This window comes from Mycolicibacterium komossense, assembly GCF_025822605.1.
GTDB classification, from domain to species: Bacteria; Actinomycetota; Actinomycetes; order Mycobacteriales; family Mycobacteriaceae; genus Mycobacterium; species Mycobacterium komossense.
In genome coordinates this window covers 14,364-40,324 of sequence record NZ_JACKTY010000038.1, presented here as the reverse complement: position 1 = coordinate 40,324, position 25,961 = coordinate 14,364, and the positions used below count along the sequence as shown (strand labels likewise).

24 protein-coding genes are annotated in these 25,961 nt (G+C 64.7%); 10 read left to right on the top strand and 14 right to left on the bottom strand.

Annotated features, from left to right (window positions below):
- Positions 1-169: 169 nt before the first annotated feature.
- Entirely contained in the window at positions 170-1,447 is a 1,278-nt protein-coding gene (locus tag H7J73_RS23740; RefSeq protein WP_264070178.1) for a cytochrome P450, read from the bottom strand.
- Positions 1,448-1,584: 137 nt separating this feature from the next.
- Between H7J73_RS23740 and H7J73_RS23735 the strand changes: the two genes are divergently transcribed.
- On the top strand, positions 1,585-2,196 hold the full coding sequence (locus H7J73_RS23735) for a TetR/AcrR family transcriptional regulator (RefSeq protein WP_264070177.1): 612 nt from the start codon (positions 1,585-1,587) through the stop codon (positions 2,194-2,196).
- Positions 2,197-2,241: 45 nt separating this feature from the next.
- Here H7J73_RS23735 and H7J73_RS23730 read toward each other — a convergent pair whose 3' ends face one another.
- From H7J73_RS23730 to H7J73_RS23685, 10 genes are read right to left on the bottom strand one after another with little or no spacing between them, the layout of a single operon-like run.
- The gene (locus H7J73_RS23730) at positions 2,242-3,021 is read right to left on the bottom strand and encodes a GntR family transcriptional regulator (protein WP_264070176.1); all 780 of its coding nucleotides are present in this window, start codon (positions 3,019-3,021) and stop codon (positions 2,242-2,244) included.
- Between the two features lie 46 nt (positions 3,022-3,067).
- Positions 3,068-3,847, bottom strand: a complete 780-nt coding sequence (gene fabG / locus H7J73_RS23725) for a 3-oxoacyl-ACP reductase FabG (RefSeq protein ID WP_264070175.1) — start codon at positions 3,845-3,847, stop codon at positions 3,068-3,070.
- Between the two features lie 27 nt (positions 3,848-3,874).
- Positions 3,875-4,870, bottom strand: coding sequence for a phosphotransferase enzyme family protein (locus H7J73_RS23720; RefSeq protein WP_435405567.1), 996 nt, complete (start codon positions 4,868-4,870; stop codon positions 3,875-3,877).
- A gap of 35 nt (positions 4,871-4,905) precedes the next feature.
- On the bottom strand, positions 4,906-5,571 hold the full coding sequence (locus tag H7J73_RS23715) for a microcompartment protein (RefSeq protein WP_264070173.1): 666 nt from the start codon (positions 5,569-5,571) through the stop codon (positions 4,906-4,908).
- 11 nt (positions 5,572-5,582) lie between these two features.
- Entirely contained in the window at positions 5,583-5,864 is a 282-nt protein-coding gene (locus H7J73_RS23710) for a BMC domain-containing protein (protein WP_264070172.1), read from the bottom strand.
- A 56-nt stretch (positions 5,865-5,920) separates the two neighbouring features.
- Positions 5,921-6,175 carry a EutN/CcmL family microcompartment protein gene (locus tag H7J73_RS23705; protein ID WP_264070171.1) on the bottom strand — a complete coding sequence of 85 codons (255 nt, stop codon included), beginning with the start codon at positions 6,173-6,175 and terminating at the stop codon, positions 5,921-5,923.
- On the bottom strand, positions 6,172-6,669 hold the full coding sequence (locus H7J73_RS23700; RefSeq protein ID WP_264070217.1) for a hypothetical protein: 498 nt from the start codon (positions 6,667-6,669) through the stop codon (positions 6,172-6,174). Before H7J73_RS23700 ends, H7J73_RS23705 begins: the two co-directional genes overlap by 4 nt.
- Before the next feature lie 8 nt (positions 6,670-6,677).
- Positions 6,678-7,283, bottom strand: coding sequence for a BMC domain-containing protein (locus H7J73_RS23695; protein ID WP_264070170.1), 606 nt, complete (start codon positions 7,281-7,283; stop codon positions 6,678-6,680).
- 3 nt (positions 7,284-7,286) lie between these two features.
- Positions 7,287-8,834, bottom strand: a complete 1,548-nt coding sequence (locus H7J73_RS23690) for an aldehyde dehydrogenase family protein (RefSeq protein WP_264070169.1) — start codon at positions 8,832-8,834, stop codon at positions 7,287-7,289.
- Positions 8,831-10,111 (bottom strand): class-III pyridoxal-phosphate-dependent aminotransferase, encoded by a 1,281-nt coding sequence (locus H7J73_RS23685; RefSeq protein ID WP_264070168.1) that lies wholly within the window; start codon positions 10,109-10,111, stop codon positions 8,831-8,833. The genes H7J73_RS23690 and H7J73_RS23685 overlap by 4 nt, the downstream gene beginning before the upstream one ends.
- A 182-nt stretch (positions 10,112-10,293) precedes the next feature.
- On the opposite strand from H7J73_RS23685, the gene H7J73_RS23680 reads away from it, so the two are divergent.
- The 4 genes from H7J73_RS23680 (at position 10,294) to H7J73_RS23665 (ending at position 16,247) form a co-directional block, all read left to right on the top strand.
- Positions 10,294-11,826: an APC family permease gene (locus H7J73_RS23680; RefSeq protein ID WP_264070167.1), complete on the top strand. Its 1,533-nt coding sequence runs from the start codon at positions 10,294-10,296 to the stop codon at positions 11,824-11,826.
- A 145-nt stretch (positions 11,827-11,971) separates the two neighbouring features.
- Complete coding sequence (locus tag H7J73_RS23675) at positions 11,972-14,203, top strand: propanediol/glycerol family dehydratase large subunit (RefSeq protein WP_264070216.1); 2,232 nt, start codon at positions 11,972-11,974, stop codon at positions 14,201-14,203.
- Entirely contained in the window at positions 14,200-14,535 is a 336-nt protein-coding gene (locus H7J73_RS23670; protein WP_264070166.1) for a diol dehydratase small subunit, read from the top strand. Before H7J73_RS23675 ends, H7J73_RS23670 begins: the two co-directional genes overlap by 4 nt.
- Complete coding sequence (locus tag H7J73_RS23665; RefSeq protein WP_264070165.1) at positions 14,532-16,247, top strand: diol dehydratase reactivase ATPase-like domain-containing protein; 1,716 nt, start codon at positions 14,532-14,534, stop codon at positions 16,245-16,247. The genes H7J73_RS23670 and H7J73_RS23665 overlap by 4 nt, the downstream gene beginning before the upstream one ends.
- Here H7J73_RS23665 and H7J73_RS23660 read toward each other — a convergent pair.
- Positions 16,244-16,975, bottom strand: a complete 732-nt coding sequence (locus tag H7J73_RS23660; protein ID WP_264070214.1) for an enoyl-CoA hydratase/isomerase family protein — start codon at positions 16,973-16,975, stop codon at positions 16,244-16,246. The two genes, H7J73_RS23665 and H7J73_RS23660, sit on opposite strands and share 4 nt — an antisense overlap.
- 253 nt (positions 16,976-17,228) lie before the next feature.
- Between H7J73_RS23660 and H7J73_RS23655 the strand changes: the two genes are divergently transcribed.
- From H7J73_RS23655 to H7J73_RS23645, 3 genes are read left to right on the top strand one after another with little or no spacing between them, the layout of a single operon-like run.
- Positions 17,229-18,419, top strand: a complete 1,191-nt coding sequence (locus H7J73_RS23655) for an amidohydrolase family protein (RefSeq protein ID WP_264070164.1) — start codon at positions 17,229-17,231, stop codon at positions 18,417-18,419.
- A gap of 32 nt (positions 18,420-18,451) precedes the next feature.
- Entirely contained in the window at positions 18,452-19,879 is a 1,428-nt protein-coding gene (locus H7J73_RS23650) for a FadD3 family acyl-CoA ligase (RefSeq protein WP_264070163.1), read from the top strand.
- Complete coding sequence (locus H7J73_RS23645; protein WP_264070162.1) at positions 19,876-20,514, top strand: fatty-acid--CoA ligase; 639 nt, start codon at positions 19,876-19,878, stop codon at positions 20,512-20,514. Before H7J73_RS23650 ends, H7J73_RS23645 begins: the two co-directional genes overlap by 4 nt.
- Before the next feature lie 64 nt (positions 20,515-20,578).
- On the opposite strand, the gene H7J73_RS23640 is transcribed toward H7J73_RS23645, so the two are convergent.
- Positions 20,579-21,304 carry a hypothetical protein gene (locus H7J73_RS23640; RefSeq protein WP_264070161.1) on the bottom strand — a complete coding sequence of 242 codons (726 nt, stop codon included), beginning with the start codon at positions 21,302-21,304 and terminating at the stop codon, positions 20,579-20,581.
- Positions 21,301-22,107 (bottom strand): Rv1363c family protein, encoded by an 807-nt coding sequence (locus H7J73_RS23635; protein WP_264070160.1) that lies wholly within the window; start codon positions 22,105-22,107, stop codon positions 21,301-21,303. The genes H7J73_RS23640 and H7J73_RS23635 overlap by 4 nt, the downstream gene beginning before the upstream one ends.
- Positions 22,108-22,483: 376 nt before the next feature.
- Here H7J73_RS23635 and H7J73_RS23630 point away from each other — a divergent pair, with 376 nt between their 5' ends.
- The gene (locus H7J73_RS23630; protein WP_264070159.1) at positions 22,484-23,404 is read left to right on the top strand and encodes a phosphotransferase; all 921 of its coding nucleotides are present in this window, start codon (positions 22,484-22,486) and stop codon (positions 23,402-23,404) included.
- A 41-nt stretch (positions 23,405-23,445) separates the two neighbouring features.
- Entirely contained in the window at positions 23,446-25,917 is a 2,472-nt protein-coding gene (locus H7J73_RS23625) for a GcvT family protein (RefSeq protein WP_264070158.1), read from the top strand.
- Positions 25,918-25,961: the final 44 nt, after the last annotated feature.

Genomic DNA, 25,961 nt, shown 5'->3' with positions numbered 1-25,961 from the left:
CCAAGAAAATCAGACAGTGTCACGAAATATGTTGTGTGTCAACGATCTAACCTTCTGAGGTGAGCGATAATCGCACACGCTCGGAGCGTGCTCCCGCTTTGCTGCGCGATGATCGTCGACTGCCGGGGGTCAGCGGTGCGACCGGGGTGGGCGGCCTTCCTCGTCGGGCTCACGCGACCGGAGTGAACGTGATGTGCAGTTCGGTGAGCCCGCGCAGGATGAACGTCGGCTCGTAGGTGAAGGCACGCGCTTCGGCCGGACCGTGTTTATCGTCGTCGATCCTGATGTCGGCCATTCGATCGAGCATGCGCTGGACGGTGACCTTGCCTTCGACGCGCGCCAGTGGACCGCCGGGGCAGGAGTGCACACCGCGGCCGAACGCAAGGTGCTCCCGGACATTGGGGCGATCGATCTGGATCTCGTGTGGATTTTCGAAATGCCTTGGATCACGGTTCATTCCACCCGGACACACCATGACGACGCTGCCCGCCGGGATATCGACCTCCCCGAGGGTAGTGTCTTTCTTGGCCAGCCGGAACGCACTCTTGACCGGGCTCTCCATCCGCAGGATTTCCTCGATGAACGCCGGGATGCGGGCGGGTTCGTCGCGAAGCCGTTGCTGGATGTCGGGGTGCTCGGCCAGCACCCGTACCGCAGAGGTCAGCATCTTGGTGGTGGTGTGCTGGCCTGCCGCGAACAGGAAGGTGGCAGATCGAACCACCTCGGACACCTCCGGCGTCGAGCCATCGGGGTACTTGCCCTGGGCCAGCGCGGTCAGTACGTCGCCGCGCGGTTCGTGCCTGCGCTCGGTGATATAGGTGCTGAACTTGTCGTCGAGCCAGGCGAGTGGATTGTGTGCCAGCAGCTCGCCCTCCAGTGAGCCGACGCGGCTGCCTTCATGATTGGAAGCCAACACCAGCCGGAACTTCTCGTGGTCCTCTTCGGGAACGCCGAGCAGGTCGGCAATCACCAGCATCGAGAACGGGTTGGCGTATGCGCCCAGGAACTCGCATTCATCTCTGGCCAGGAACTCCTCGAGCTGCTGATCGGCCAGGCGCCACATGAACTCTTCGTTGTGCTTGAGCCGACTCGGTGTCAGCAGCCGGTTCAGCAGCGAGCGCGCCCTGGCGTGCTGGGGTGGGTCCATCGTGACCATGTGCTCGCTCATGATCATGCTGTCGCGATGTTCTTCGAGCTGCTCGCTGATATCGGAGCCCTCCGGTGTGAAGGGCAGCGGCGGGAACGGGCCGCCGACCGCGATCGCCGAGGAGTAGATGTCGTTGTTCTTGAAGACGATGCTGGCTTCTTCGTAGCCGGTCACCGCCACCACGTCGTACATCGAGGTCTTCAGAACCGGGCACTTAGACCGCAGATGGTCGTAATACGGATAGGGGTCACCGACCAGGGACTGGTCGGTGAAGAAGTCAACGCTGTCGTAATCGGGCAAAAGAGTCTCCTGAAGGGGCTGACACATGCTGAGCACTTGCTTAGCATGTGTTCGAGCGCAGGGTCAAGGAAATGGGGGCGGCGATAACATGTCGGTTCACCATCAGGGGCTCGGACCGGGGAAACGGAGTGAACACCATGACGGCACCTCGTCGGCTCGGCGCGCCTGACGCGAAGAACCGCACGGTCCTGCTCGATGCCGCGGAACAACTCATGCGAGACGAGGGCTATGCGGCGGTCACGTCGCGGCGGGTGGCCGAGCAGGCCGGCCTCAAGCCGCAGCTCGTGCATTACTACTTCCGGACGATGGACGATCTGTTCCTGGAGATGTTCCGGCGGGGCGCTGAAGCCATGCTGCAGCACCACCAGAGGGCACTGAAGGCGCGCCAGCCGTTGTGGGCGCTGTGGGAGCTCACAACCGACGCAGCCGGTACCGCCATGACGATGGAGTTCGTCGCGCTGTCCAACCATCGCAAGGCGCTGCGCACCGAGATCGCCCGTTACGCCGAGATGTTCCGCGTCGAGCAGATCAAAACGCTGACCAGTGCGATTGAACGCTACGATGTCGACTTCGACGAATTCCCGCCCACCGTGCTGATGGTGCTGATGACCGGTGCCACCCAGGTGCTGGTCCAGGAACAGATGCTCGGCATGACCACCGGCCACGAGGAGACCGCGCAGTTCGCGGAGAAGTGGCTGACCATTCTCGAGGGTGAGCGGCTGCCCGACGACGACTGGCGGGCGCGCTAGCGGTTAACCGGCGACCAGTATCGGGCCGGCTGCGCCGATCCGCGGTCAACCCGTCGTTTGGGCGCTCTCACTTTGCAGGGCAACCGATGCCGAGCCGGCGGGCGACTGGATTCCGATTCCACGGCCTTGCACGGTGACGGCGAGCCGTGTGCGGTCACCGCGGAACAGATCCCGAGAGAATTCGCACGGAGTTCCGTGCTGGTCGTAGGTGATGCGGGTGATCAACAGCAGTGCCGACTTCGCCTTGATGCCGAGTAGTGCGGCTTCGTCCGCAGTTGCGTTGACCGCCTCGATTCGCTCTTCGGCCTGGGAAGTGACCAAGCCGTAACGTTTTTCGAGGATCTCGTAGATCGATCCGCTGAGCTGTTGCTCCAGGAGCCCAGGAAAGGCATCGGCGGGAAACTGTGCGAGCTCCAGCGAGATGGGTGACCCGTCGGCGAGGCGGACCCGCTGGATTTCGACGACGAAGTTGTTGGCCCCGAGCCGCAGAGCTTTCTGTGAGGTGCGGTCCGGCGCGGTGATCTTGGTGGACAGCACCCGAGTCCCGGCCACGTAACCCTGGTTGACCAGGAACGCGGGCACGCCGACGACGTCGGACAGGCTGCGCTGAACCTGAACCTGGCTGATGAAGATACCCCCGGATCGACCGATCACGCGGTGCACCAGGCCGGCCTCTTCCAACGCCGCGAGCACCTGACGCAGACTGGAGCGACTGGTGTCGTAACGCTCGGCTAGATCGCGTTCGCTACCCAGCTTCGCTCCGGGCATGCCGGCATTGATGTCGGCGACGATTCTGCGTCGCAATTCCTCACTTGGCGTCGGCACACCCCTCCTGCCCCACGCGATTTGGTACGCCCAATTCTAGGAGAGATTACAGCTCGCTGAGCGCCTGGTGGGATTCGGGCAGGATCTGCCCCCCGTCGACCACCAACGACTGACCGGTGATGTAGGCCGCCTCGTCGGTGGCGAAGAACAGTGCAGCGTTCCCGATGTCGGCGACGCTACCGAGGCAACCGGCAGGCACGGCGGCCGCCATTTGGTCCATGTAGTCCTGGCCCATTTCGACCAAACCCTCGGTCATGATGTTGCCGGGCAGAACCGCGTTCATGGTGATCTTCTTCGGCGCCAGCTCGATCGCTGCCGTCCGGAGGAATCCGAGCTGGGCTGCTTTGCTGGCCCCGTAGTGCGACCACCCGGGGTAGCCGGTGATCGGACCGGTGATCGAGGACGTGAGGATCACTCGACCGTGGCCGCTGGCGGTCAGGGCCGCCAGTGCGGCCTGCACGATGAACACCGTGCCCTTGAAGTTCACTGCCAGCACGTTCTCGATATCGGCCGGTGTGAGGTCCTCGAGTCTGCCGGACGGGAAGATACCGGCGTTGGCGCACACGATATCCAGACCGCCGTGCCGCTCGACGGCAGTCTCGACCACCCGCCGGCAATCCGCTGGATCGGTTACATCCGCGCGCAGGCCGCTCACCTGTGCAGGGTGATCGGCGAGGTCGGCCACGGTGGTATCGATGTCGTCCTGATTGCGGGCGGTCACCAGGACGTTGACGCCGGCGGCAGCGAAGACCTCGGCGATCCCGCGGCCGATGCCCTTGCTGCCTCCGGTGACGATAGCGGTGCGGCCCTGAAGTGAGGTGAACATAGTTGCGTCCTTAGGTGATCAGGCTGGTCAGTACAAGCGCAGGCCGTTGGAAGTGAGATAGCGCTCGGCGATCGCGCAGCTGCCTTCGGCATAGGTGATCGCCTTGGTGCGGGATTCCTTGGAGTGACTGTGCGTCCCCATCCATGCCAGCAGAAGCAGTCGGCGGAGCAGCACGAACGATGCCAGCATACTTTCGTCGGCAGCGTCCATCGGGCAGACGCTGCGGTAGCCGCTGACCCAGGAGTCTTGCCACTCGGGCAGCGCCGGATCGTGCTCGATGAACGATACTGCGGTGCCGAAATCGTAGAAGAACCAGCCGAATCCGCAGTCGTCGAAGTCGATGACGGTGATGGCCGAGCCGTCGGTGAGCAAATTGGCCAATCGGAGGTCGGCGTGCACGAGCCCGAACCGGTCCGGCCCGGATCCGTACTCGTCCAGTCGATGCTTGAGCAGTTGCGCGGCGCGGTCGAGCAGAGTCCGCTCGCGCTCACCGATACCTTCCGCGTCCTGCCAACGGCCCCAGCGGGGCTGGCCGCCGAGGCTGTGCTCCCAGTCCCAGGAGAATCGCCCGAACCCCGGCGGCCTTGTCCAGCTCTGCGAATGCTGGTGCAGGGCAGCGGTTATCTGGCCGAGCGTGTGGAAGTCCTGGCCGGTGACCGACTCCTCGTCGGGTTCAGTTCCGGCCACCATCTCGAAATGCACGATGTGGCGCGGGCTTCCGTCCACGTCGACGGTGACCACCCGGCGTCCGTCACGGGCCGGGAGCACAGTCGGAACCGTGATGTCACTGTCGGCCCGGAGCGCGTCGAGCCAGGCGAGTTCGGATTCGATCTCGTGTTCGCGGTGATAGTTCTGGCGGTGCACCCGCAGGATGGTGCGGGTGCCGGTCTCGGAATCCGTGACTGCATACGTGGCGTTCTCGGACAGGTTGAGCAGGCTCAGCCCGGAATCCGTGGGCAGGTCGTACTCCGAGAGCGCCCGTTCCGCGATGGTGATGTCGTCATCGATCGTGTTGTCGGACAACCTTGTATCAGGCAACCCTTTATCAGGCTCGGCCATCAATGATCGCGCCCTACTATCCCGGCCAGCACCTCGGTGATGCGGTCCCGTGCCCTGGTCACGTCGTCGATGGTGCCCGCAATGTAGAGCCGGCCTGCTGCACCGATCATCTGGACATCGACCACCGTCAGGCCGGGCGCCACGCGTTCTGCTTCGTTGGCGGCCACCGCGGCGAACAGTGCCGGCGTCATCTCGTAGACGAGCAACGCCTGCCCCGGCAGGATCATCGACGCCTGTCGGTTGCGGTTGAGGATGACCGCGTGCTGATCGGTGATGTCCTCGATGATGTCGTGGTACAGCACCCGCGGCCGCAACTGGCCTGTTGCTTCGTTGCCGGTGCCCGCGAGGATGGCGTTTCCAGCCCGCCGGACGTCGGCCAGGTTACTGGAATGGATCTCCAGTACACCGAATTGCCGCTCTACGTAGAGGATTCCGGGCTGGATACCGGGCACCTCGCGCAGTGCCAGGTCAATGACCCGCTCGATCGCCAAGGCGGGGGATACTTCGACGATCAATGCGTGATCGCCGGCGTAAGGCGGATAGCCGCGGGCCCGGGTGGGGGTACCGAGATAGGCGGCGAACTGCTGTTGCAGATCCTCCACCAGGAGGTACACCCGGATGTCGGTACGCGTCTCCGTACTCACGTGGGCGTCGGTTGAAGTCATGGCAGCCGAAATTACTTGTCGGACACCGAGAAGTGAGCACCGAGTTCGCTGTGCGGGCGGGGGATGACGTGGACGCTGACCAGTTCACCGACCTGTGAGGCGGACTCGGCTCCGGCTTCGGTCGCGGCCTTGACTGCGCCGACCTCGCCGGTGACGATGACGGCGACCAGACCGTCGCCGACCTGCTGGCGGTCGGTGATCGTCACATTGGCCGCCTTCACCATCGCGTCCGCAGCCGCGAGCGCGGCGACGAAGCCCTTGGTCTCGATCATTCCGATTGCGTTGCTGGACATCGTTTTTCTCCTTGTTTATCTCGGTGCTGTTGCTGCTGTTACCAGTGAGTGTGGAGCTATCCGCTGACGTCGGGGTCGATGGATCCGATGATGAGCGCGTCGACCGGCGGCGGGGTGCCGACGAACCAGTTCGCCGCCACTGAGCCCTGCGCTATGAGCACGCGTTCGCCCAGACCGCTGCCAAGCACGTCGAAGGCGATGAGGCGGGATCCGGAAGTTCCGTCGACCTCCACCTCCAGTAGGGCACCGGCGGGCAACCCGTCGATGCGGCGGGTCGACCAGACGTGGCCGGTGACGGTCGCTGAGATCATGTGCGCTCTTTCTCGATCGTGATTCCCAGTGCCCGGGCTTTCTCCCGGGCCAACGGCGTGAGCACGGCTCTGCGGCCGAGGACGAGAACCCCGCCGGCTGCCGCCAGATCGGCGACCTGGCGCTCGGTTACCGCGCCGCTGTCGAACCGATGGGTCGTAGGGGCGCCCGAGCGTCCCTGTTCCACCAACCGGAAGGTCAGTCGGCCGGCACGAAGATCGGCGCGGTTCTTGGGGTTCTCGAACAGCTGCAGAAGAGTGCGGACGAAGCCCTGCAAGTCGCGGTCGTTGGCGATCCGGACCGTGTCGGTGCGGCTCTTCTCGCCGGCAGCCAGCGGGCCGGTGGGGATGGCTCCGATCGCTTCGGCCACCGGAGTCTGAGAGACCGCAGGCTGGGGTTTCGGTGGTGCCGCGGGCAGCGCGGATTTTAGGTCGGGCAGAGCGTCGCGCAACACTTCCCGTACCAGCAACCGCAGTTGCCCGCGGTCGATCGGCAGCGGGCCGGTCACGATGAGCTCCTGGCCAAGGCGTCCTCGGCGGCAGTGGCCGCCTGCCGGACGTCGGCCTCGGTCCCGGACAGGTATACCCGACCGGTGGCACCCATCATCCGGAAGTCGACAACCTTGATGTCGGCGGCCTTCTCAGCCTCGTTGGTCGCGAGGATCGCATACGACGCCGGCTGGACTTCCAAGACGTACAGCGACTCACCGGCCAGCACCATGGAACCGATCTTGTTGCGGTTGACCAGGAATGCGTGCTGCTTGTCGATGCTGGAGATGATGCGGGAGGCCAGGATGGTGGGCCGGACAGCCGAGCTTCGGTCGCCGCCCAGCTCTTCCAGTGCAGCATCGGCGGCTGCCTTGACCGAGCCCGTTTCCCCGTGGAACTCCAGGTAACCGAACTGGCGCTCGACCACCAGGACACCGGCCTGGACCTCGGCGTGTTTGAGCGCGACATCGGTGATGCCTTCGATGTCGAGTCCCGGTGCCACCTCGATGATCTGGGCGGCGACATCGGCGCGCGGGAGCACACCGCGGGTCCAGGTGCCCAGGTAGGACATCGTCTGCGGCTGAAGCCGGTCGATGAAGATAAAGGAACGTAGTTCAGCCACGACTCACCTCTTGATCAATTGTGCGAGCTCTTCGACGACAAGCGCGCGCAGTTCGGCGCGCAACGCGTCGACATCCGGTCCCAACGTGCGGCCGGCGCCGACGGGGGGAATGCGCTGCGGTAGCGGCCCGTTTGCGGGGTCATTGGACGCGCGGGGGTATTCGGGTACCGGGGCGGCGGGCGTGTGCCACGGTGAGATGCCCGCGAAGCTCGGCATCACCACGGCGGGGTCGCTGTTGTAGGCGATCCGAGCCCAATCCAGCAGGTGGTGCGGCTGGAGGTTCTCGCCGATCGAGCTGCGGCCGACGAACCCGGTGCCGATGGTCATCGACGGAGCCAGGTTGGTCTCCAAACCGGAGCTTCCCGTGCTGTTGCCGACGTTGACCGAAACTCGAAGCACCGGAACCTGGGCAGCGAAATCGGTTATCACCGAGGGGTTCTCGCTGTGGATAGCGGCCGAGTGCCCGGCGCCGGCGATGCGGACGACGGCGCGTGCCGCGCGGATGCCCCTGGCCGTGTCGGCGACCGTGGTCATGCCGAGCACCGGTGACAGCTTTTCGTGGGCCAACATCTCTTCGGCGATCACGTGGTCGAAAGGCGCGACCAGCACCCGCGTCTTGGGAGTCACTCGAATCCCGGCCTGACCGGCGATCCAGGCGGCGTCCCGGCCGACGACATCGGTGTTGAGGTGCCCGTCGGTGAACATGAACGCGCTCAGTCGCCGGGTCGCGTCGGCGTCGAGGATGTGTGCCCCTTGGCGGGTCATCGCCGCGCACAGTGCCGCCGCGATGGACTCCTCGGCGATCAGCACCGATTCGTTGGTGCACAACAACGAGTTGTCGAAGGCCTTGCTGTCGACGATGCGCCGCGCTGCGGCCGCGATATCGGCAGTCGAGTCGACGAGTACCGGCACGTTGCCCGGGCCGACGCCGAGCGCCGGATTGCCTGATGAATAGGCCGCCCGCACCACGCCGGTACCGCCGGTGGCCACGACCACGTCGGTGCGCTCGTCGGCCATCAGCGCTTCCACCAGCGGGATGGCCGGCTCGTCGATCACCTGCACGATGCCGTCCGGTGCGCCGGCGGCGACCGCGACCTCGGCCAGCATCCGCGCGGCCTGGGCCGAGCAGATCTTGGCACGCGGGTGCGGAGCGACCACCACCGCATTGCGGGTCATCAGCGCGAGGATCACCTTGAAGTACACCGTGGACACCGGGTTGGTGGTGGGTGTCAAGGCCAAGACCACGCCGGCCGGGCGCGGTATCTCCACGATCCTGCGGGCGGTGTCGACCCGCGGCGAGATGAAATCCTCGCCGCGGTAGTAATCGAGGATCCCGCGGGAGCACGCCCGGTTCTTGATGAGCTTGTCGGCCGCGACACCCATGCCGGTCTCGGCGACGGCCTCGCCGGCGAAGCGTTCGGACTCGGCGTAGGCAGCGTCGGCCACTGCGGTGACGATGGCGGATACCGCGGCGGCGTCGTAGTCGGCGTAGGCGCGGGCTGCCCAGCGCGCGCGCTCGAGCAGATGGCCGGCGTGAGGAATGGTTGTCATGATCGCCTCCGGTCTCCTGCGACGGTTCGGGCGCGGCCGATCGCGACCTCGAGCCGGTCCAGCACGTCTTCGCACAGGTCGCGGCCGAGCAGGATGCCCGGTTTGAACTGCAGCACTCGGGGATCCAACGTCGAGAAGATTGCCCACACCCCGTTTTCGTAGAGTTCGCGCATCACATACTTGGCGCCCTCTGGGTGGTTGAACTCCAGCCCGAACACCACGCCGTTCTGTCGGATGCCGACGAACCAGTCGGGGTAGTCGCTCTGGATACGGCGCATGCCGGCGCCGAAAAGGTCGGAGATGTAGTGCACCATTGACCGGACCTCGGGTCGGGTGGAGATCTCCAGCGTCTTCAGCGCGGCCACACAGCCGAGTTCGGCACCGCCGAATGTCGAGATGTGACCGAATCCGTCCTGGTTCAGCCACTGGGCGGCCCGGTCGGAGAGCAAGGCTGCGGTGATGGGGTACATGCCGCCGGAAAGTCCCTTACCGCTGACGATAATGTCCGGCTCGATACCGTGTTTGGTGATCGCCCAGAGTTCACCGGTGCGCATCAAACCGGTCTGCACTTCATCGGCGATGTACAGGGCGCCGTAGCGGACGGTCAGTTCCTTGACTGCTTCCAGATATCCCATGGGGGGCAGCGGGAAGCCGTACGTTGCCGGGATCGTCTCCATGATCACCGCGGCAACGTCGTTGCCGGACAGGGCTTTTTCCATCGCGGCGATGTCACCGAAGAGCACCTGACTGAATTCGTCAGGACGGTCGGAGAGGAACAACTTGGCAAATCGGTCGTCTCCGGTGGCCACCGCCAATCCGGTATGGCCGTGGTACGCCTTCACAACCGAGATGATCTTGCGGCGCTGGGTTGCGTGGCGCGCGCTCTTGAGCGCGATGTCGATGGCTTCGCCGCCGCCGGAGCCGAATGCGACCTTCGTGATCGACGCCGGAGCTGTCTCGACGAGCCGTTGTGCCAGCGCGGTACGTGCCACCGAGGGAAAGTGGTGGTTACCGATGTCGAAATGCGCCATGCCTTCCGTAAGTGCTTGCATCACTTCGGGATTGCGATGGCCCAGGTTGTAGGTGCCCCCGTTGAGATGCATGTCGATCAGGCGTCGCCCCGACATATCCCATAGGAAGTAGCCTTCGCGGCGGTCGATCACCAGATCGACGCCTTCATCGGACCAGAACTGTGTCTTGTCCGGATTCCAGAACGTCTTCGCCCGTTCCAAGACATCTGCCTTGGAATCGAACGAGAACGTGCCGTAGTCGTACATTCGGCCCCTCTGCTCGGATTCGCCGCACCGTGACTCGCCCAACCTAAATGGATGGACCATTTATGTCAACGGTCTGAAATGGGTATTGCCAAACTCGATGAGCGATGCCAATATACGAACCGGTCGAAGTGTGGTCCAGGCCACAGCGGTCTCCTCTGACAGTCAGGAAGGTTCGTCCGTAGATGACAGAACAAGCGGTATCACGCGAGGAAAATGCAGGTGGGGGTGTTCAGCACCTGAAGCGCAACGCCGTCGGTACCGTCGGCGTGATCTTCATGGCGGTCGCAACAGCGGCGCCCATCACGGCAATGGTCGGCAACGTTCCGATCGCCGTTGGCTTCGGAAACGGTTCACATGCGCCGGCGGGGTACATCGTTGCAACGGTCGTACTCGGGCTGTTCGCCATCGGCTACGCCACCATGGCCAAGCACATCACCACCACCGGTGCCTTCTATGGCTATATCTCGCACGGCCTCGGCCGGATCGTCGGGATGGCCAGCGGTCTGTTGATCACGATGGCCTATGTCGTCTTCGAGGCATCACTGATCGGTATCTTCTCGTTCTTCTTCCAGAACCTGTTGAAGACCCAGTTCGACGTCAGCATCCACTGGATCGTGCCGGCACTGCTGATGCTGGTACTCAACACGATCCTGACGTACTTCGACGTGAACTTGACCGCCAAGGTGCTCGGAGTCTTCCTGGTGACCGAGATCGCCATGCTGTCGTTGGGCGCCCTGGCCGTGCTGATCCACGGCGGCGGACCGCACGGCTTCGCGGTCGGCGAGATCATCAACCCCGTCGGCGCATTCCAGCCGGCAGCCATTGCGGGGGCGAGCGCGGGTCTCGGCCTGTTCTTCGCCTTCTGGTCCTGGGTGGGCTTCGAGTCCACCGCGATGTACGGCGAAGAGTCGCGCGAACCCAAAAAGATCATCCCGCGGGCCACGATGCTCAGCGTCCTGGGTGTCGGCATCTTCTACGTGTTCGTCTCCTGGATGGCGATCGCCGGAACCGGCCCGCAGGAGGCCATCGCACTCGCGCAGGACCCGAACACCGCCTCGGAGATCTTCTTCGGTCCGGTGCGGAGCTACTACGGCGAGTGGGCGATCACGATGTTCAACTTCCTGCTGGTCACCGGATCCTTCGCCTGCGGGATGGCGTTCCACAACTGCGCCTCGCGCTACCTGTATGCGCTCGGCCGCGAGGGTTTGTCGACCGGGCTCCAGAAGACCATCGGCGCAACGCATCCCAAGCACGGCTCGCCTCACATCGCCTCCTTTGTGCAGAGCGGGATCACTTTGGTGATCATTCTGGCGTTCCTGGCCGCGGGTATGGATCCCTACGTGCACATGTACACGCTGCTGGCCATTCTCGGAACCATGGCGATCCTGATCGTGCAGGCGTTGTGCGCGTTCTCGGTGATCAGCTATTTCCACTTCCACAAGAACCATCCGGTCAGCAAGCACTGGTTCAAGACCTTCGTGGCTCCGTTGCTCGGCGGCCTGGGCATGCTCTACGTGGTTTACCTGCTCTGGGAGCACAAAGATGCTGCCGCGGGTACCGCATCTGGCACCCTACTGTTCAAGCTCACGCCGTGGATCGTGGTGGGACTGTTCGTGTTCGGTGCGGCAATGGCCACCTACTTTAAGTTCAAAGACACCCGGCGCTACGACATGATCGGTCGGATTGTCTACGAGGACAACGTAGTACGGGACTAGATCCATCCATCGCCGCCGAGTGGTGAGAGGATAGCAGCCGGCGGTCCGGAGATTTCCGGATCGCCGGCTCCAGTACTGAGGAGGGCCGATGGGCGCTATCGATAAGGGCGAAGACACCTACGAGCGAGATCTCGACCTGGGTCGGATGCGGGTTCTCGATGCCAAACCGGTGAACCTGGACGGCTTCAGCGTCATCAACCCGGAGCTCGGGCTGGTTGCGATGCGCAGCCCCCACGATCCTGAGCCTTCGCTGGTGATTCGGGATACCCCCGACGGGAAGCAGGTCGTCGAGCTCGACGGCAAACCGGCTGCGGACTTCGATGTGATCGATGAGTTCATCGCGCTGTACGGCCTGGATCTCGAGTGTGCTCAAGAGGCCATGGCGCTCGATGATGCGACGCTGGCCAGGATGGCTGTCGACGTCAACGTGCCACGGGCGGAAGTGGTGCGTCTGATCGGGGGGACTACGCCTGCCAAGCTGGCGCGCGTCGTGGCGCTACTGACTCCCGTCGAGATGCAGATGGCGATGAGCAGACTGCGCGCCAGGAAGACGCCGAGCAACCAGGCGCACGTCACCAATCAGCTCGATGATCCGCTGTTGATCGCCGCCGACGCAGCCAGCGCGGTCGCCTACGGCTTCCGGGAAGTCGAGACGACCGTACCGGTGCTGGGTGACGCGCCGTCCAATGCTGTGGCGCTGTTGATCGGCAGCCAAGTCGGAGTTCCCGGAGCGATGGCCCAATGCTCTATCGAGGAGGCGATGGAGCTGCGTCTCGGGCTCCGCGGGCTGACCAGCTATGCCGAGACGATCTCGATCTACGGCACCGAACAAGTCTTCATCGACGGGGATGACACCCCGTTCTCGAAGGCGATCCTCACCTCTGCCTACGCCTCGCGCGGACTGAAGATGCGGGTGACCAGTGGGGGTGGCGCCGAGGTGCTGATGGGCGCGGCCGAGCAGTGCTCCATCCTCTATCTGGAATCCCGGTGTGTCTCGCTCGCACGAGCTCTGGGGTCACAGGGGGTCCAGAACGGCGGCATCGACGGTGTCGGCGTGGTGGCGTCGGTACCGGAAGGGATGAAGGAGCTGCTCGCCGAGAACTTGATGGTGATGATGCGCGACCTCGAATCCTGCGCGGGCAATGACAATCTGATCTCCGAGTCCGATATCCGCCGCAGCGCACACACCCTGCCCGTGCTGCTGGCGGGCGCAGACTTCGTCTTCTCGGGCTTCGGATCGATACCGCGCTACGACAATGCCTTCGCCTTGTCGAACTTCAATTCCGATGACATGGACGATTTCCTTGTGTTGCAACGGGACTGGGGGGTCGACGGCGGCCTGCGCACGATCACCGCCGAGCATCAGGCGATGGTGCGCAGACGCGCGGCGACGGCCGTCCAGGCGGTGTACCGTGATCTCGGTCTTGCGGACTTCGGCGACGACCGGGTGGACGCAGCAGTGGTGGCCAACGGATCGCGTGACCTTCCCCCCGGCGACCCGAAGGCGGTTGCGGAGGCGGCCACCGCCATCGAGGCCAAGCAGCTCACCGTGTTCGATGTGATCGCATCGCTGAAGCGAACCGGGTTCGATGAGGAAGCCGACGCCATCATGCGGTTGACCCGTGAGCGGCTGCGCGGTGATCAGCTGCAGACCTCGGCGATCTTCGACGAGAACATGCAGGTGCTGTCCAAACTCACGGATCCGAACGACTACGCGGGGCCCGGCAGTGGCTATGCGTTGACCGCTGGCCGACGTGCAGAGATCGACGGCATTCGGCAGGAACGGACCACCGCGGAGCTGACCGCTGATCAAGCCGAGCATCGAGAGCACATCGTCCTCACCGATGTCGAGCCCGCCAGGCAGGGCAGTGACCCAAGGGAAGTGTGCATCGGGCTCTCCCCGGCATTCGGCCGCACGGTCTGGCTGAGCCTGTCCGGACTCACCGTGGGTGAAGTGCTGCGCCAACTCTCGGCTGGCCTGGAGGAGGAAGGATGTCTGCCGAGACTGGTGCGTGTTCGCTCGACCATCGACGTCGGGCTGATCGGATTGACCGCGGCCAGGCTGTCCGGGTCTGGGATCGGAATTGGCTTGCAAGGCAAGGGAACCGCCCTCATTCACCGACGGGATCTCGCTCCGCTGGCCAACCTTGAGCTGTTCAGCGTCGCCCCGTTGTTGACGGCAAAGAACTACCGTGAGCTGGGCAAGAACGCGGCACGGCATGCAAAGGGAATGGCTCCCGTCCCGATTCTCACCGGCGGCACCGACGAATCGATATCCGCGCGTTATCACGCCAGGGCGGTCGCCCTCGTTGCGCTCGAGCGTGACTGTTGCGAACCTGGTCAGGCACCGATGACGGTGGAGGTGACACGGCGATGAACGACGAAAAGTTCACCGTCCAGGCTGCGGTCGACGGCAAACTTCAGCTGTCGGATCTTCGGATGGACCCTGCGACGCTGGCTCATCAGGCCGATGTCGCCGAGGCCGGCGGTAATCCGCAGCTTGCCGAGAACTTCCGGCGTGCAGCAGAACTGACCAGCATCGACGACGAAGAGGTGATGAATCTCTACGAGGCGTTGCGGCCACACCGTTCCTCGGCCGAACAGCTGGAGGCACTGCGGGTGTCACTGGAAGCGCGCGGCGCGTTGCGGTGCGCAGAGTTGGTGAGTCAGGCGGCCGCCGTCTACGCCAGGCGAGGCCTGTTGCGGTGACGGTTGTCGCGGGTATCGACATCGGCAACCACACCACTGAGATCGTCCTTGCTCGCATCGTGGGCGGGCGTACGGCGGAACCCGTCGAACCGATCGCCCAGGGCCAGGCCCCGACGCGTGGTCGTAAGGGCTCCACGGAATCGTTGGAAGGTGCAGCCGCGCTGCTGCAGAAGATAGAAGTCGACGCGGGTGCGACGGCGGACCGACTGTTGCTGTCCGCTCTTCGTCCGGTGGATACGGCGACGGCGCCACTCCCACCGCCGTCGTCGCCGCGATCGCCGGTGCGAAGTTTGCGCAGACCCGATGCCAGCACACCGGCCGGAACGGGCTCCGGTGTCGGTAGGCACGTCCCGTTGAGTTCCCTTGACGGCAACGTCTTCGACGGTCCGGCAATCGTTTCCGTCGATTCCGGCACCGATTTCGAAGTGGCGGCGTGCGAGATCAACGCGGCCGCCGGCCGCGGTTGGGACGTCGTCGGGGTGATCGCGGCCGAGGACGACGCGGTGCTGATCCGCAACCGGATATCCATTGACGTGCCGGTTGTCGACGAGGTCGACCTCGACGGTCTTGCGACGGGGGCGCTGGTCGCGGTCGAGGTTGTCGCCGAGGGCCGCGCCTACCGCGCGATGGCGGACCCGATTGCGCTCTGCGTCGCCATGGAACTCGGACACGAGCAGATTCGGCACGTAGCCGAATTCACCCGCGAACTGGCGGATTCCCCGGCGATCGCGGTGGCCCGCCGGACCGGACACCCCGATCCGCCCGCCGTCGACGACGACTACGTCGATTGCCTGGTCGACGGGCAGCTGCTGCGGTACTCGCCCGCACAGGCACATAGCCTCCTACGCGTCGAACCGCCGGGCAACGTCGTGGCCGTCCGGCTGCGTTCGGTTCCCACGGCCAAGCAGGGCATCTCAGTGGATGACGCGTTCTTCACCGACCTGTCCTCGATCGACAACGGTGCGTGGCTGCGCCGCGGCGTGGCCGACACCCGCGGGACTGTCGTCGCGCTGCTGGCTGCCGAGCTTGCCGCCGACGCGGCCGCGACTCTGCAGGTGCTGACCGGACGGCCCACGCAGACACTTGCCACTGAACCGGAGGCTGCAGCGGTCGGCGCGCGTACGACGCCGGGATTGCCTCCGGACGCCGTGGTGTGCGATATCGGTGGGGGCACAATCGATCTGATCGGCCCGCACCACACGGTGATAGCGGCCGGTGCGGGCGAGGCGATCACGACGGCGGTGGCGCAGATCCTGGGTATCCCACGGGCCCTCGCGGAACGGGTGAAACGGTCACCGGCGCTGCGGGTCGAAGGACCTCACGTCGCGCATGAGGAGGACGGCCGCCGGCTATTCCTGGACAGTCCTGCCTCGGCTGACGCGATCGGCCGGTTGTGCACGCGCGGCGGGGCCGGGCTGGTGCCGTTTTCCTACAAGCTGGCCGCTGAGGAATGGCGCAGCCTGCGGTTGGCGATCAAACAGGAAACGGTTGCGGCGAACATCACCCGGTGTATGCGGGCCTTCGATGAGTCGCCCTCGGCGCTGGTCCTGGCCGGCGGGGGTGCGCTCGATGACGAGCTGTTACGCACCGTGGGCGAGTCGCTGCGTTCGATCCCCGTCGCAGTGGGCCGGGCGAATATCGATGGCGTGCACGGTCCGCGGTTCGCGGTGGCCTCCGGTCTGGTCCACCTCTACGCCGCCGGACGCGATTAGGTGCGTGCCCGGTTGATCACCCGGTCTGCCGCAGCCCAGTGCTCGTCGTCGACCCAGAGGTGAGCGAACGCGCCGACGGCCTCAGTGGGTGTGGCGCCCTTGATGACTCGTTTGATCGACGTGGCGGGCCGGTTCGTCAGTGACTGTGCGATCGCCCGCCAGCCGTCGTCGAAGGAGGCGCGGGGCAGCACCTGGTCCACGAGCCCGACCCGTTCGGCCGCGGCCGCGTCCAGGACCGTGCCGGCGCCGGCGAGCAGCAGCGCCCGACCCGGTCCGACCAGCGCGGCCAGCCGCTCGGCCCCGCCCCACGCCGGCATGATCGCCAGCGACACCTGGTTGAAGCCGATCTTGATGTCATCGGCCGCGACGCGGATATCGGCGGCCACCGCGACCTCGGCGCCACCGCCGAGCGCATGCCCGTTGAGCGCGGCGATCACCGGTGCCGGAAAATCGGCGATCTGATCGCAGATCGTCCGCATCCGGTTCGCCATCGCCGAGGCCTCGTCGAGAGTGCGGAGCGTGGCCAGTTCCTTGAGGTCGCCCCCGGAGACGAACGCCCGGTTACCGCCGCCGCGAATCACCAGAGCCAGGGCGCCGTCGGCCCGCTGTAGGGCGTTGTCCAGTTGGTCCATCGTCTCCGGCGCGATGGCATTGCGAGCCGCGGGCCGATCGATGGTGATGACGGCCAGGCCGGCAACACCGCCGCTGTCCAGTTCCAGGTCCACCACGATGCGTTCTCCCAGTTGAATATTGACATTCTCGAAAAGTGAGAATAGCACCGCGACTACCGCTGACTGCCTCGTGATCCGAGCTTGACGGAGTGCCCGGCACATGCGTGACCGTCCCGCCGATCTGCGGGCGGTATCCGGCGCAGGGTCCGTGGGCCGATGACCCCTGGTCGGCGGTCAACCGCACAGTCGGGGGCATTGCCACCGCTGCAATGTGAGAATATGATTCTCTGTAACTGCAAAGGAGAATTCCATGGGTCAACTGTCGCACCGGGTCGACATTCCTTTTCCGCTCTTCGATGCGGATAATCACCTTTACGAGCCGCCGGAGGCGCTGACGAAGTTCCTGCCCAAGGAGTACAAGGACGTCGTCCAGTACGTGGAGATCAACGGCCGCACCAAGATCGCGTTGAAGGGCCAGATCAGCAACTACATTCCCAACCCGACCTTCTCGGTGGTCGCCAAGCCGGGCGCGTGGGAGGAGTACTTCAAGTTCGGCAATCCCGACGGCAAGAGCAAGCGTGAACTGTTCGGCGAACCGATGCGGGCCATTCCGGCGTTCTTCGAGCCCGCTCCGCGCCTGGAGAAGATGACCGAGCTGGGTATCGACCGCTCACTGATGTTTCCGACGCTGGCCAGCCTGATCGAGGAGCGGTTATCCGACGACCCGCTCGCCATCCACGTCATCGTTCACGCACTGAACGAATGGCTGCACGAGGTCTGGGGCTTCAACTACCAGAACCGCATCTTCACCACGCCGGTGATCACGTTGCCCATCGTCGAAAAGGCGATCGAGGAACTCGAGTGGGCGGTCAAGCGCGGTGCCCGCGCCATCCTGATCCGGCCGGCTCCGGTCCCCGGTTTCCGCGGTCCGCGGTCGTTCGCGCTGCCCGAGTTCGACCCGTTCTGGCAGAAATGCGTCGAGTACGACATCTTCGTGGGGATGCACTCCAGCGACAGCGGTTACTCGCGCTACACCTCCGAGTGGGACGGTGCCGCGCAGGAAATGCTGCCGTTCCAGACCAACGCGATGTCGATCCTCAACGAGTGGCGGCCCATCCAGGATGCGGTGGCCTCATGGGTTATCCACGGCGCGCTGTTCCGGTTCCCGACGCTCAAGGTCGGGATCGTTGAGGCGGGATCGAAATGGATGTTCCCACTGCTGGATTCGATGACCGAGGTGTACAAGAAGGCACCCGAGGCCTTCCTTGGCAACCCGATGGAAGAGATCAAGAACCGGATCTACGTCAGCCCGTTCTATGAGGAGGGCATCGACGACCTGATCAACCTGATCGGCGTCGACCAGGTGTTGTACGGTTCGGACTGGCCGCACCCCGAGGGCTTGGCCGAGCCGACCCACTACGTGACCGCGCTCGAGCACCTCGCGCTGGAGGATCAGGCAAAGATCATGGGCGGGAACCTGAGTCGCCTCGTCACGGTGTGACGACGACAGAAGTCTGGCGGACCATCCCTGAGATGGTCTTGAGCGTCGGCGACCGCTTCGGTGCTTCCGAAGCGGTCGTCGACGGTTCACTGCGTATCACGTTCACTGATCTTGTTCACCGAATACGCTGCGCTGCAGGTGCATTCGCGGAAATTGGGGTCAACACAGGCGACCGGGTGGCGATCTGGGCGCCCAACTCTCATGCGTGGATGGTCGCGGCGTTTGGGCTGATGACAGCTGGCGGTGTGCTCGTCCCGGTCAACACCCGCTACCGGGCCGAAGAAGCCGCCGATATCATCACGCGCAGCGGAGCCAAGGCGGTGCTGATCGAAAAGGGTTTCCTCGGCTTGGATTACGCCGCACCCTCCGATGTGCCCGTGATCGATCTGAAGTCCGACTTCCTGGCCAGCGGGTCACCGTTGGAGCGGGCGGTCGATGGCTCGGACGTCGCCGACATCGTCTACACCTCAGGAACCACAGGGCGCCCCAAGGGCGTCATGATGACCCACCGACAGACCCTGCGGCTCTACACAGAGTGGTGCAACTTGGCCGACCTCCGCCAAGGTGACCGGTACCTGATCGTCAATCCCTTCTTCCATACCTTCGGCTGGAAGGCCGGGTGCATCGCGGCAATGATCCGCGGTGCCACGGTGCTGCCGGTACCAGTTTTCGACATCGGCCGGGTGGTCGAGCTGATCGAGCGCGAGAATGTCACCATGCTTCCCGGACCGCCAACCCTGTACCACTCGCTGCTGGAAGTGCCGGACAAGAGCCGGCTGTCGTCCTTGCGCGCCGCCGTCACCGGATCCGCCGATATCCCCGTCGAACTCATCCGCCGCGTTCGCAGTGAACTGCCGTTCCGGTCGATCATGACCGGCTACGGGCTGACCGAGGGCGGGACGGTAACCGCATCGCGGCCCGGCGACTCCTTCGAGGACATCGCCACCACTGTCGGGCAGGCCTGCGACGGGATGGAACTTCACGTCGCCGACGACGGCGAACTTCTGGTCCGCGGCTACAACGTGATGAAGGGCTACCTCGACGACTCGGTCGCCACCGACGAAGCCATCGATCCGGACGGTTGGCTGCACACCGGTGACCTCGCCACCATCGACGGCGATGGCCGGGTGCGGATCGTCGGTCGCAAGAAGGACATGTTCATCGTCGGCGGGTTCAACGCCTACCCCGCCGAGATCGAAGGCTTCCTGCTGGAACATCCGGCCGTCGCCCAGGCCGCCGTGATCGGGGTGCCCGACGATCGGCTCGGCCAGGTGGGGAAGGCGTTCGTGGTGCCGAAGGATGCCGCCGACACCGGTATCGCAGAAGCGGACCTGGAGGCGGAATTGATCACGTGGAGCAGGCAGCGCATGGCCGGCTTCAAGGTGCCCCGCTCGATGGTGTTCCTGCCAGCACTTCCCCTGAACGCAACCGGCAAGGTGATGAAAGACCAATTGCAGTGAACGTCTCCGACGTTTACCGGCACTCCTTGGTCATCGCGTTCGACTATCGGATCCCCGACCCGTCGCGGGTCGGTCCGCTGCTGGCGAGGCGCACGAAGGCCCTCGCCGATATGGGTGCACATCACGTCCTGGTTTATCGGTCGACTCACGAACACGGTCGCGTGCTGGTGATGACGGGTGTGCGCAGCCGGGAACCCATCGAGAACTTGATGCGCTCAGGCGTATTGATGGGGTGGTTCGATTCCGTTGGCGTCGAAGATATTCCGGCGGTCTTCGCCGGCGAGATCATCGAGCGGTTCGATCTGACCCGACCCGGCGAAGTACCGCTGGCTCCGGGGGTCGTCGTGGCCGGGATCGTCTCGGTCGACGATGTGGCGATCCTGACCGCACAGCTACGGGTCGCGGCCGACCGGTTCACATCGTTCGGGATCAGGAAGCTGTGGGTGTTCCAGGCACTGGATGACCCACAGGAGGTGCTGATCCTGCAGGACGTCGTGGATGAGGCCAGCGCCCGCCGATGGATGGCCCATCCGGATGCGGCCACCGAGTGGATGTCTCACGCCGGCGTCGGCGTCTACCCGCCGTTGTTCATCGGCGAATTCGACCGCATGGTGCGGATCGACGGGGCGGACTGAGGCCACGCCCCGATGTAGGTGTACCTGTGCGGACCATCCTGGAAAGAGCACGCCGTTCTGAGCGCTAGACCGGGTCGAATGATGAAATCAGCCACGAATTGTCGACTTTGGTCATGGTGACCAATACGCTGCTCGAGGTTGCCGACGGCTCCTGACGGTCCGCGCTCATCGTGATCTGGTTGACGAACAGCAACACCTTGGCCGACCCGGGCTGCATCTCCGAGACTGCGCCGCGGGGGATGGTGGCCGTGGTCTTGACCGATTTCTGCTTGGCGGCGGCACGGACCACCTGATCGGTGAAGTTGGTGTAATAGCTCAGGAAGTCGCCGGTCAGATGGGTCTTGGCGGCATCGAGGTCTTTGTCCAGCGTCTCCGGGGCGTACGACAACAAGGCGATAGTGCCGTCTTTGGCGGCCTGCAGTGCAACGCTCTGCGCCGCGGGTCCGGTCTGCTGGTCCACCCGGTACTGGAAGAAGTACAACCAGGTGCTCAACCCGATGGACACGACGAGCAGCAGGGCGAGCACCGCGACGCTGATCCGCGACCACAGTCGTCCGGACTGCTTCGGTTCTGCCGGCTCCGTCAGATCGCCGTCGGTGGCCTCGGCCGGGAACTCCACCGCGTCTTCGGAATCCGAGGTCTCGGTCTCGGTTGCCTCCGCCTCGGTTGCCTCCGTGGCGCCGGACTCGACATCGGCGGCTTCCGTGCTCTCGTCCGGGGTGTCCGACCCGGCGGTGGCAGCGTCAGCGTCGGTGGGATCGTCGTTGCGCGATCTCTGATCAGTGGTCACGGGACGAACTCAACTCTCGACATCTTGATCTGGTCGTTTACTTTGTTGACGGTCACGCTGAGCCGCCAGTTCCGGGGAGTCGGTTGGCCGCTGGCGGTGTTGGCCACTTGGGATACGGCCGCCACCAGCACAACGGCGGAGTCCTTGGTCATGGATTCGACGGCGACGGCGCTGACGCTGGCGGTGGTGACCACCTTGGATTCCTTCATCACCGACAGGAAGTCGCCGGCGCTCTTCTGGAAATCGTCGTGGAACTGGCCGGTGGTGCTGTCGATCACCCGTTGCAGGTCAGTCTGCGCGCTGTTGAAATTCAGCGACATCAGGTTCACCACGTCCTGACGTGCGCCGGTTTCGAATTGGGACTTCAGGTCGCTCAGCGCCGTCGCATCGTGGTGTTGCTTGATGAAGTAACCGGTGGCGAACAGCGACCCGCAGAGCACGAGGATCGCCACGGTGACGGCCACTGCGGGCCACCACCAGACGAGCTTGAATCGCCGTTGCTCTGCCGGATCGTCGAGATCGTCGTCCGATAGATCGTCCTCAGACGCCTCGCCGTCCGATGCTTCGTTGGTGTCGTCCTCGTCCTCGGCGTCTGGCACCGGCTCGGTCTCAGCGGGCGGCACCAGGTCGGCTTTCCTGGCCTCTTCCTCCTGGGCCTCCCGGCGCAGGCGCGCCGCCTTGGCGCGGGCTCTGGCAGCTGTTGCCGCGGCCTCGGCTTCGGCAGCCTCGTCCTCGGCCTGCGCTGCCGCCAACTCGGCGTCGTCGGCGCCCGCCCGAGTTCCGTTTGTCGGTTGTGCCGTCATCGGCTGACCGACGCGTATGCCGAATCACGGTGGACGGCGCGGCAGATCTGGCCAACGGTAGGTCGCGCGGTAAGTGTGCACACCTCGGATTGCACGCTTACCTCCTCATCCATCCGCTGCGGTCGGGCGAGAATGACGTTACTCGCCGAATCTGGAAGCAGCCCATGCCGGTCCCGGTTTACACGATTGAGAACACTATTCATCTGCGGAAATGCCATTTCCATTTTTGTTTTTCGCGCATTCGTCCACCGCGTTGGCCGGCAACCGCGGACGACCACGGTATGCGCACTTGAGCCATGACAATGACCTCACCGACGGTGAATGTCAAGGAAGCGAAGCCGGGTCGGATCGAGGTTGAGCCACTAGCGTTGTCCGCATGTCGTTCTCGCTCAGCGACGCTGCGCTGGACGCACTGTTGGAACAACTTCCACTGCTTGCCGGGCAGCCGCGGCAGGTCGAGGACCTCGCCGGCGGCCTGACGAATCGCAACGTGAAGATCACCACCGCCGCCGGTGTGTACGTCGCCCGCTGTGCGGATCCGGCCAATCTGCTGGGCATCGATCGGGACCAGGAGCACTACAACACCAGGGCCGCCGCGGCGGCCGGCGTCGGCGCGCCGGTCTACGACTACCGCCCGGACCTGGGCATCCTGCTGCTCGGCTACCTCGACGGCGCCACGCTGTCCAACGCCGACTTCGCCCGGCCCGGCGTGATCGCCAAGGCGGCCCAGGCGTGCCGCGCACTGCATGCCGGCCCGCGGTTCCGAGGGGACTTCGACATGTTCGCCCAGCAGCCGGCCTACCTGAAGGTGCTGCAGGACAACGGCTTCCGCATTCCGGATGGGTACATGGACTTCGCCGACCAGTTCGATGCGATTCGGCGGGTGCTGGCGGCCACCGAAGTGCCGACCGTGCCGTGCAACAACGACCTGCTGGCCGCGAACTTCGTCGAGGACGGCGACAAAGTCTGGCTGATCGACTACGAGTACTCGGGGAACAACGACCCGTGCTTCGAACTGGGCAACATCTGGCGCGAATGCCGGCTTTCGATCGCCGGGCTCGAGGAACTGGTCAGCACCTACTACGGCCGGCCGCTACGGCATAAGATTGCCAGGGCCCGGCTGCAGGGCACTGTCTCCCAGTACGGCTGGACTCTGTGGGGATGTATCCAGAACGGTTCCAGCTCATTGGAATTCGACTTCTGGGAGTGGGTGATGGAGCGTTACGACAATGCCGTGGCCGAGTTCAGCCGGCCCGACTTCGGCCGATTACTCGACGAAGTGTCCGCCGATGACTGACCCCACTGATCCCACTGATCCCACTGAGAAGGAGCTGACCGTTGCCCTCCGGACCCCTGCCTGACCGGGCACATATCGTCGTCATCGGCGGCGGTGTCATCGGCACCAGCGTCGCCTACCACCTGACGAAGCTCGGGTACACCGATATCGTGCTGCTCGAACAGGGCCAGCTGTCGTCGGGGACCACCTGGCACGCCGCGGGGCTGGTCGGGCAGCTGCGGGCCTCGGAGAGTGGGACGCGCCTGGTGCAGTACTCCACTGAGCTGTATGCCGAGTTGGAGGCCGAGACCGGGCTGTCCGCCGGTTACAAGCAATGCGGCGGCGTGACGGTGGCACGGTCCGAGGACCGGATGGTGCAGCTGCGCCGGACCGCCGCCAACGCTGCCGCCTACGACCTCGAATGTGAGCTGCTCACCCCTGACGAGGCATTCGCCCGCTACCCGGTGATGCGCGTCGACGATCTCGTGGGCGCAATCTGGCTTCCCGCCGACGGCAAGGCCAACCCGACCGATCTGACGGCCGCGCTGGCCAAGGGTGCTCGGCAACGCGGGGCACGTATCGTCGAGCACACCCGCGTGATCGACATCCTGGTCGCGGGCGGGCGGGTGACCGGCGTCCGCACTGATGCCGGGGATATCGAAGCGGAGATCGTGGTCAACTGCGCAGGCCAGTGGGCGCTGCAGATCGGGCTGATGGCCGGCGTCAACGTGCCGCTGCACTCCGCGGAGCACTTCTACGTGGTCAGCGAGACCATCGCCGGGGTCCACCCCGATATGCCGATCCTGCGAGATCCCGACGGCTACACCTATTTCAAGGAGGAGGTCGGCGGGCTGGTCATCGGTGGCTTCGAACCCGAGGCCAAACCTTGGGTGTCGCCGCGGGAGATTCCCTACCCGTTCGAATTCCAGCTGCTGGACGAGGATTGGGACCATTTCCAGATCCTGATGGACAACGCGATGCTCCGGATTCCCGCACTCGAGGACACCGGGATCAAGAAGTTCTACAACGGCCCGGAGAGCTTCACCCCGGACAACCAGTTCATCCTCGGCGAAGCCCCCGGCCTGACGAACTTCTTCGTGGCCGCGGGCTTCAACTCGGTGGGTATCGCATCAGCCGGCGGCGCGGGCCGGGCGCTGGCGGAGTGGATTGTCAACGGTTCTCCGACCAGCGATCTGACCAGCGTCGACATCCGCCGGTTCGCGCCGTTCAACGGCAACGTCAGCTGGCTGCACGACCGGGTTGCCGAGATCCTCGGGTTGCATTATGAAATCCCCTGGCCCAACCGGGAGATGACGACTGCCCGGCCGTTCCGCCGCTCACCCGTGCACCACCTGCTCGTCGCCGCGAACGCCAACTTCGGTAGCCGGATGGGCTGGGAACGGGCGAACTTCTTCGCCCCACCAGACTGTGCGCCGGTGATCGAATACACGTGGGGCAAGCCGAACTGGCTGCCCTGGTCGGCCGCGGAACAGGCCAGCACCCGCACCGGCGTCACCGTCTTCGACCAGACATCCTTCTCGAAGTACCTGCTCGTCGGCGCCGACGCCGAGGCGGCCCTGCAATGGCTGTGCACGGCCGATGTCGCGGTGGAGGTGGGCACCACCGTGTACACCGGGATGCTCAACGCGCGCGGCACCTACGAGTCGGATGTCACGATCACCCGGACTGCGCCCGACGAGTTCCTGATCGTCAGCAGTGCGGCCACCACCGAACGCGACAAGGACCACATCCGCACCCACCTGCCGACGGGTGCGCGGGCCACGCTCGTCGACGTCACCTCGTCACTGGCCGTGTTCGGTGTGATGGGCCCCCGGTCGCGTGACCTGCTGAGCGCGCTGTCCGACGCCGACCTGTCCGATGCGGCGTTCCCGTTCGGCACCAGCAGGCAGATTTCACTCGGCTATGCGACCGTGCGGGCGACCAGGATCACCTATGTAGGCGAATTGGGTTGGGAGATTTATGTTCCCACCGAGTTCGCGGTCGGGGTGTACGAAGACCTGATGGCGGCGGGAGCCGAATTCGAGGTGACCCGTGGCGGCTACTACGCCATCGAATCGCTGCGGCTGGAGAAGGGCTACCGCGCATTCGGCCGCGAGCTGACGCCCAACGACAACCCCGTCGAGGCGGGACTGTTGTTCGCCTGCAAGCTGAAAACCGATATCGACTTCCTCGGTCGCGAAGCCGTCGAGAAGGCGAAGGCGGCCGGACCTCAGCGCAGGCTGGTCAGCTTCTCGGTCGACAACTCCGAAGCGATGCTCTGGGGCGGCGAGCTGGTGCTGCGCGACGATGGTTCAGCTGGCCCTGTCGCCGCCGGGCAGGTCAGCTCGGCGGCCTGGGGTGAGACGACGGGATCGTGTGTAGGTCTGGCATATCTGCGGGCAGCGGATGCCGCACCGGTCACCGCAGACTGGATCAAGGCCGGCCGGTACGAGGTCAACGTCGGGGGACAGCGGTATCCGATCACGGTGTCGCTCAAGGCGATCTACGATCCGGCCAACTCGCGGATCCGCTGAGACGAACCGCTCCAGGAAACCGGCTGAGCGCCGTGCTGCGTCGA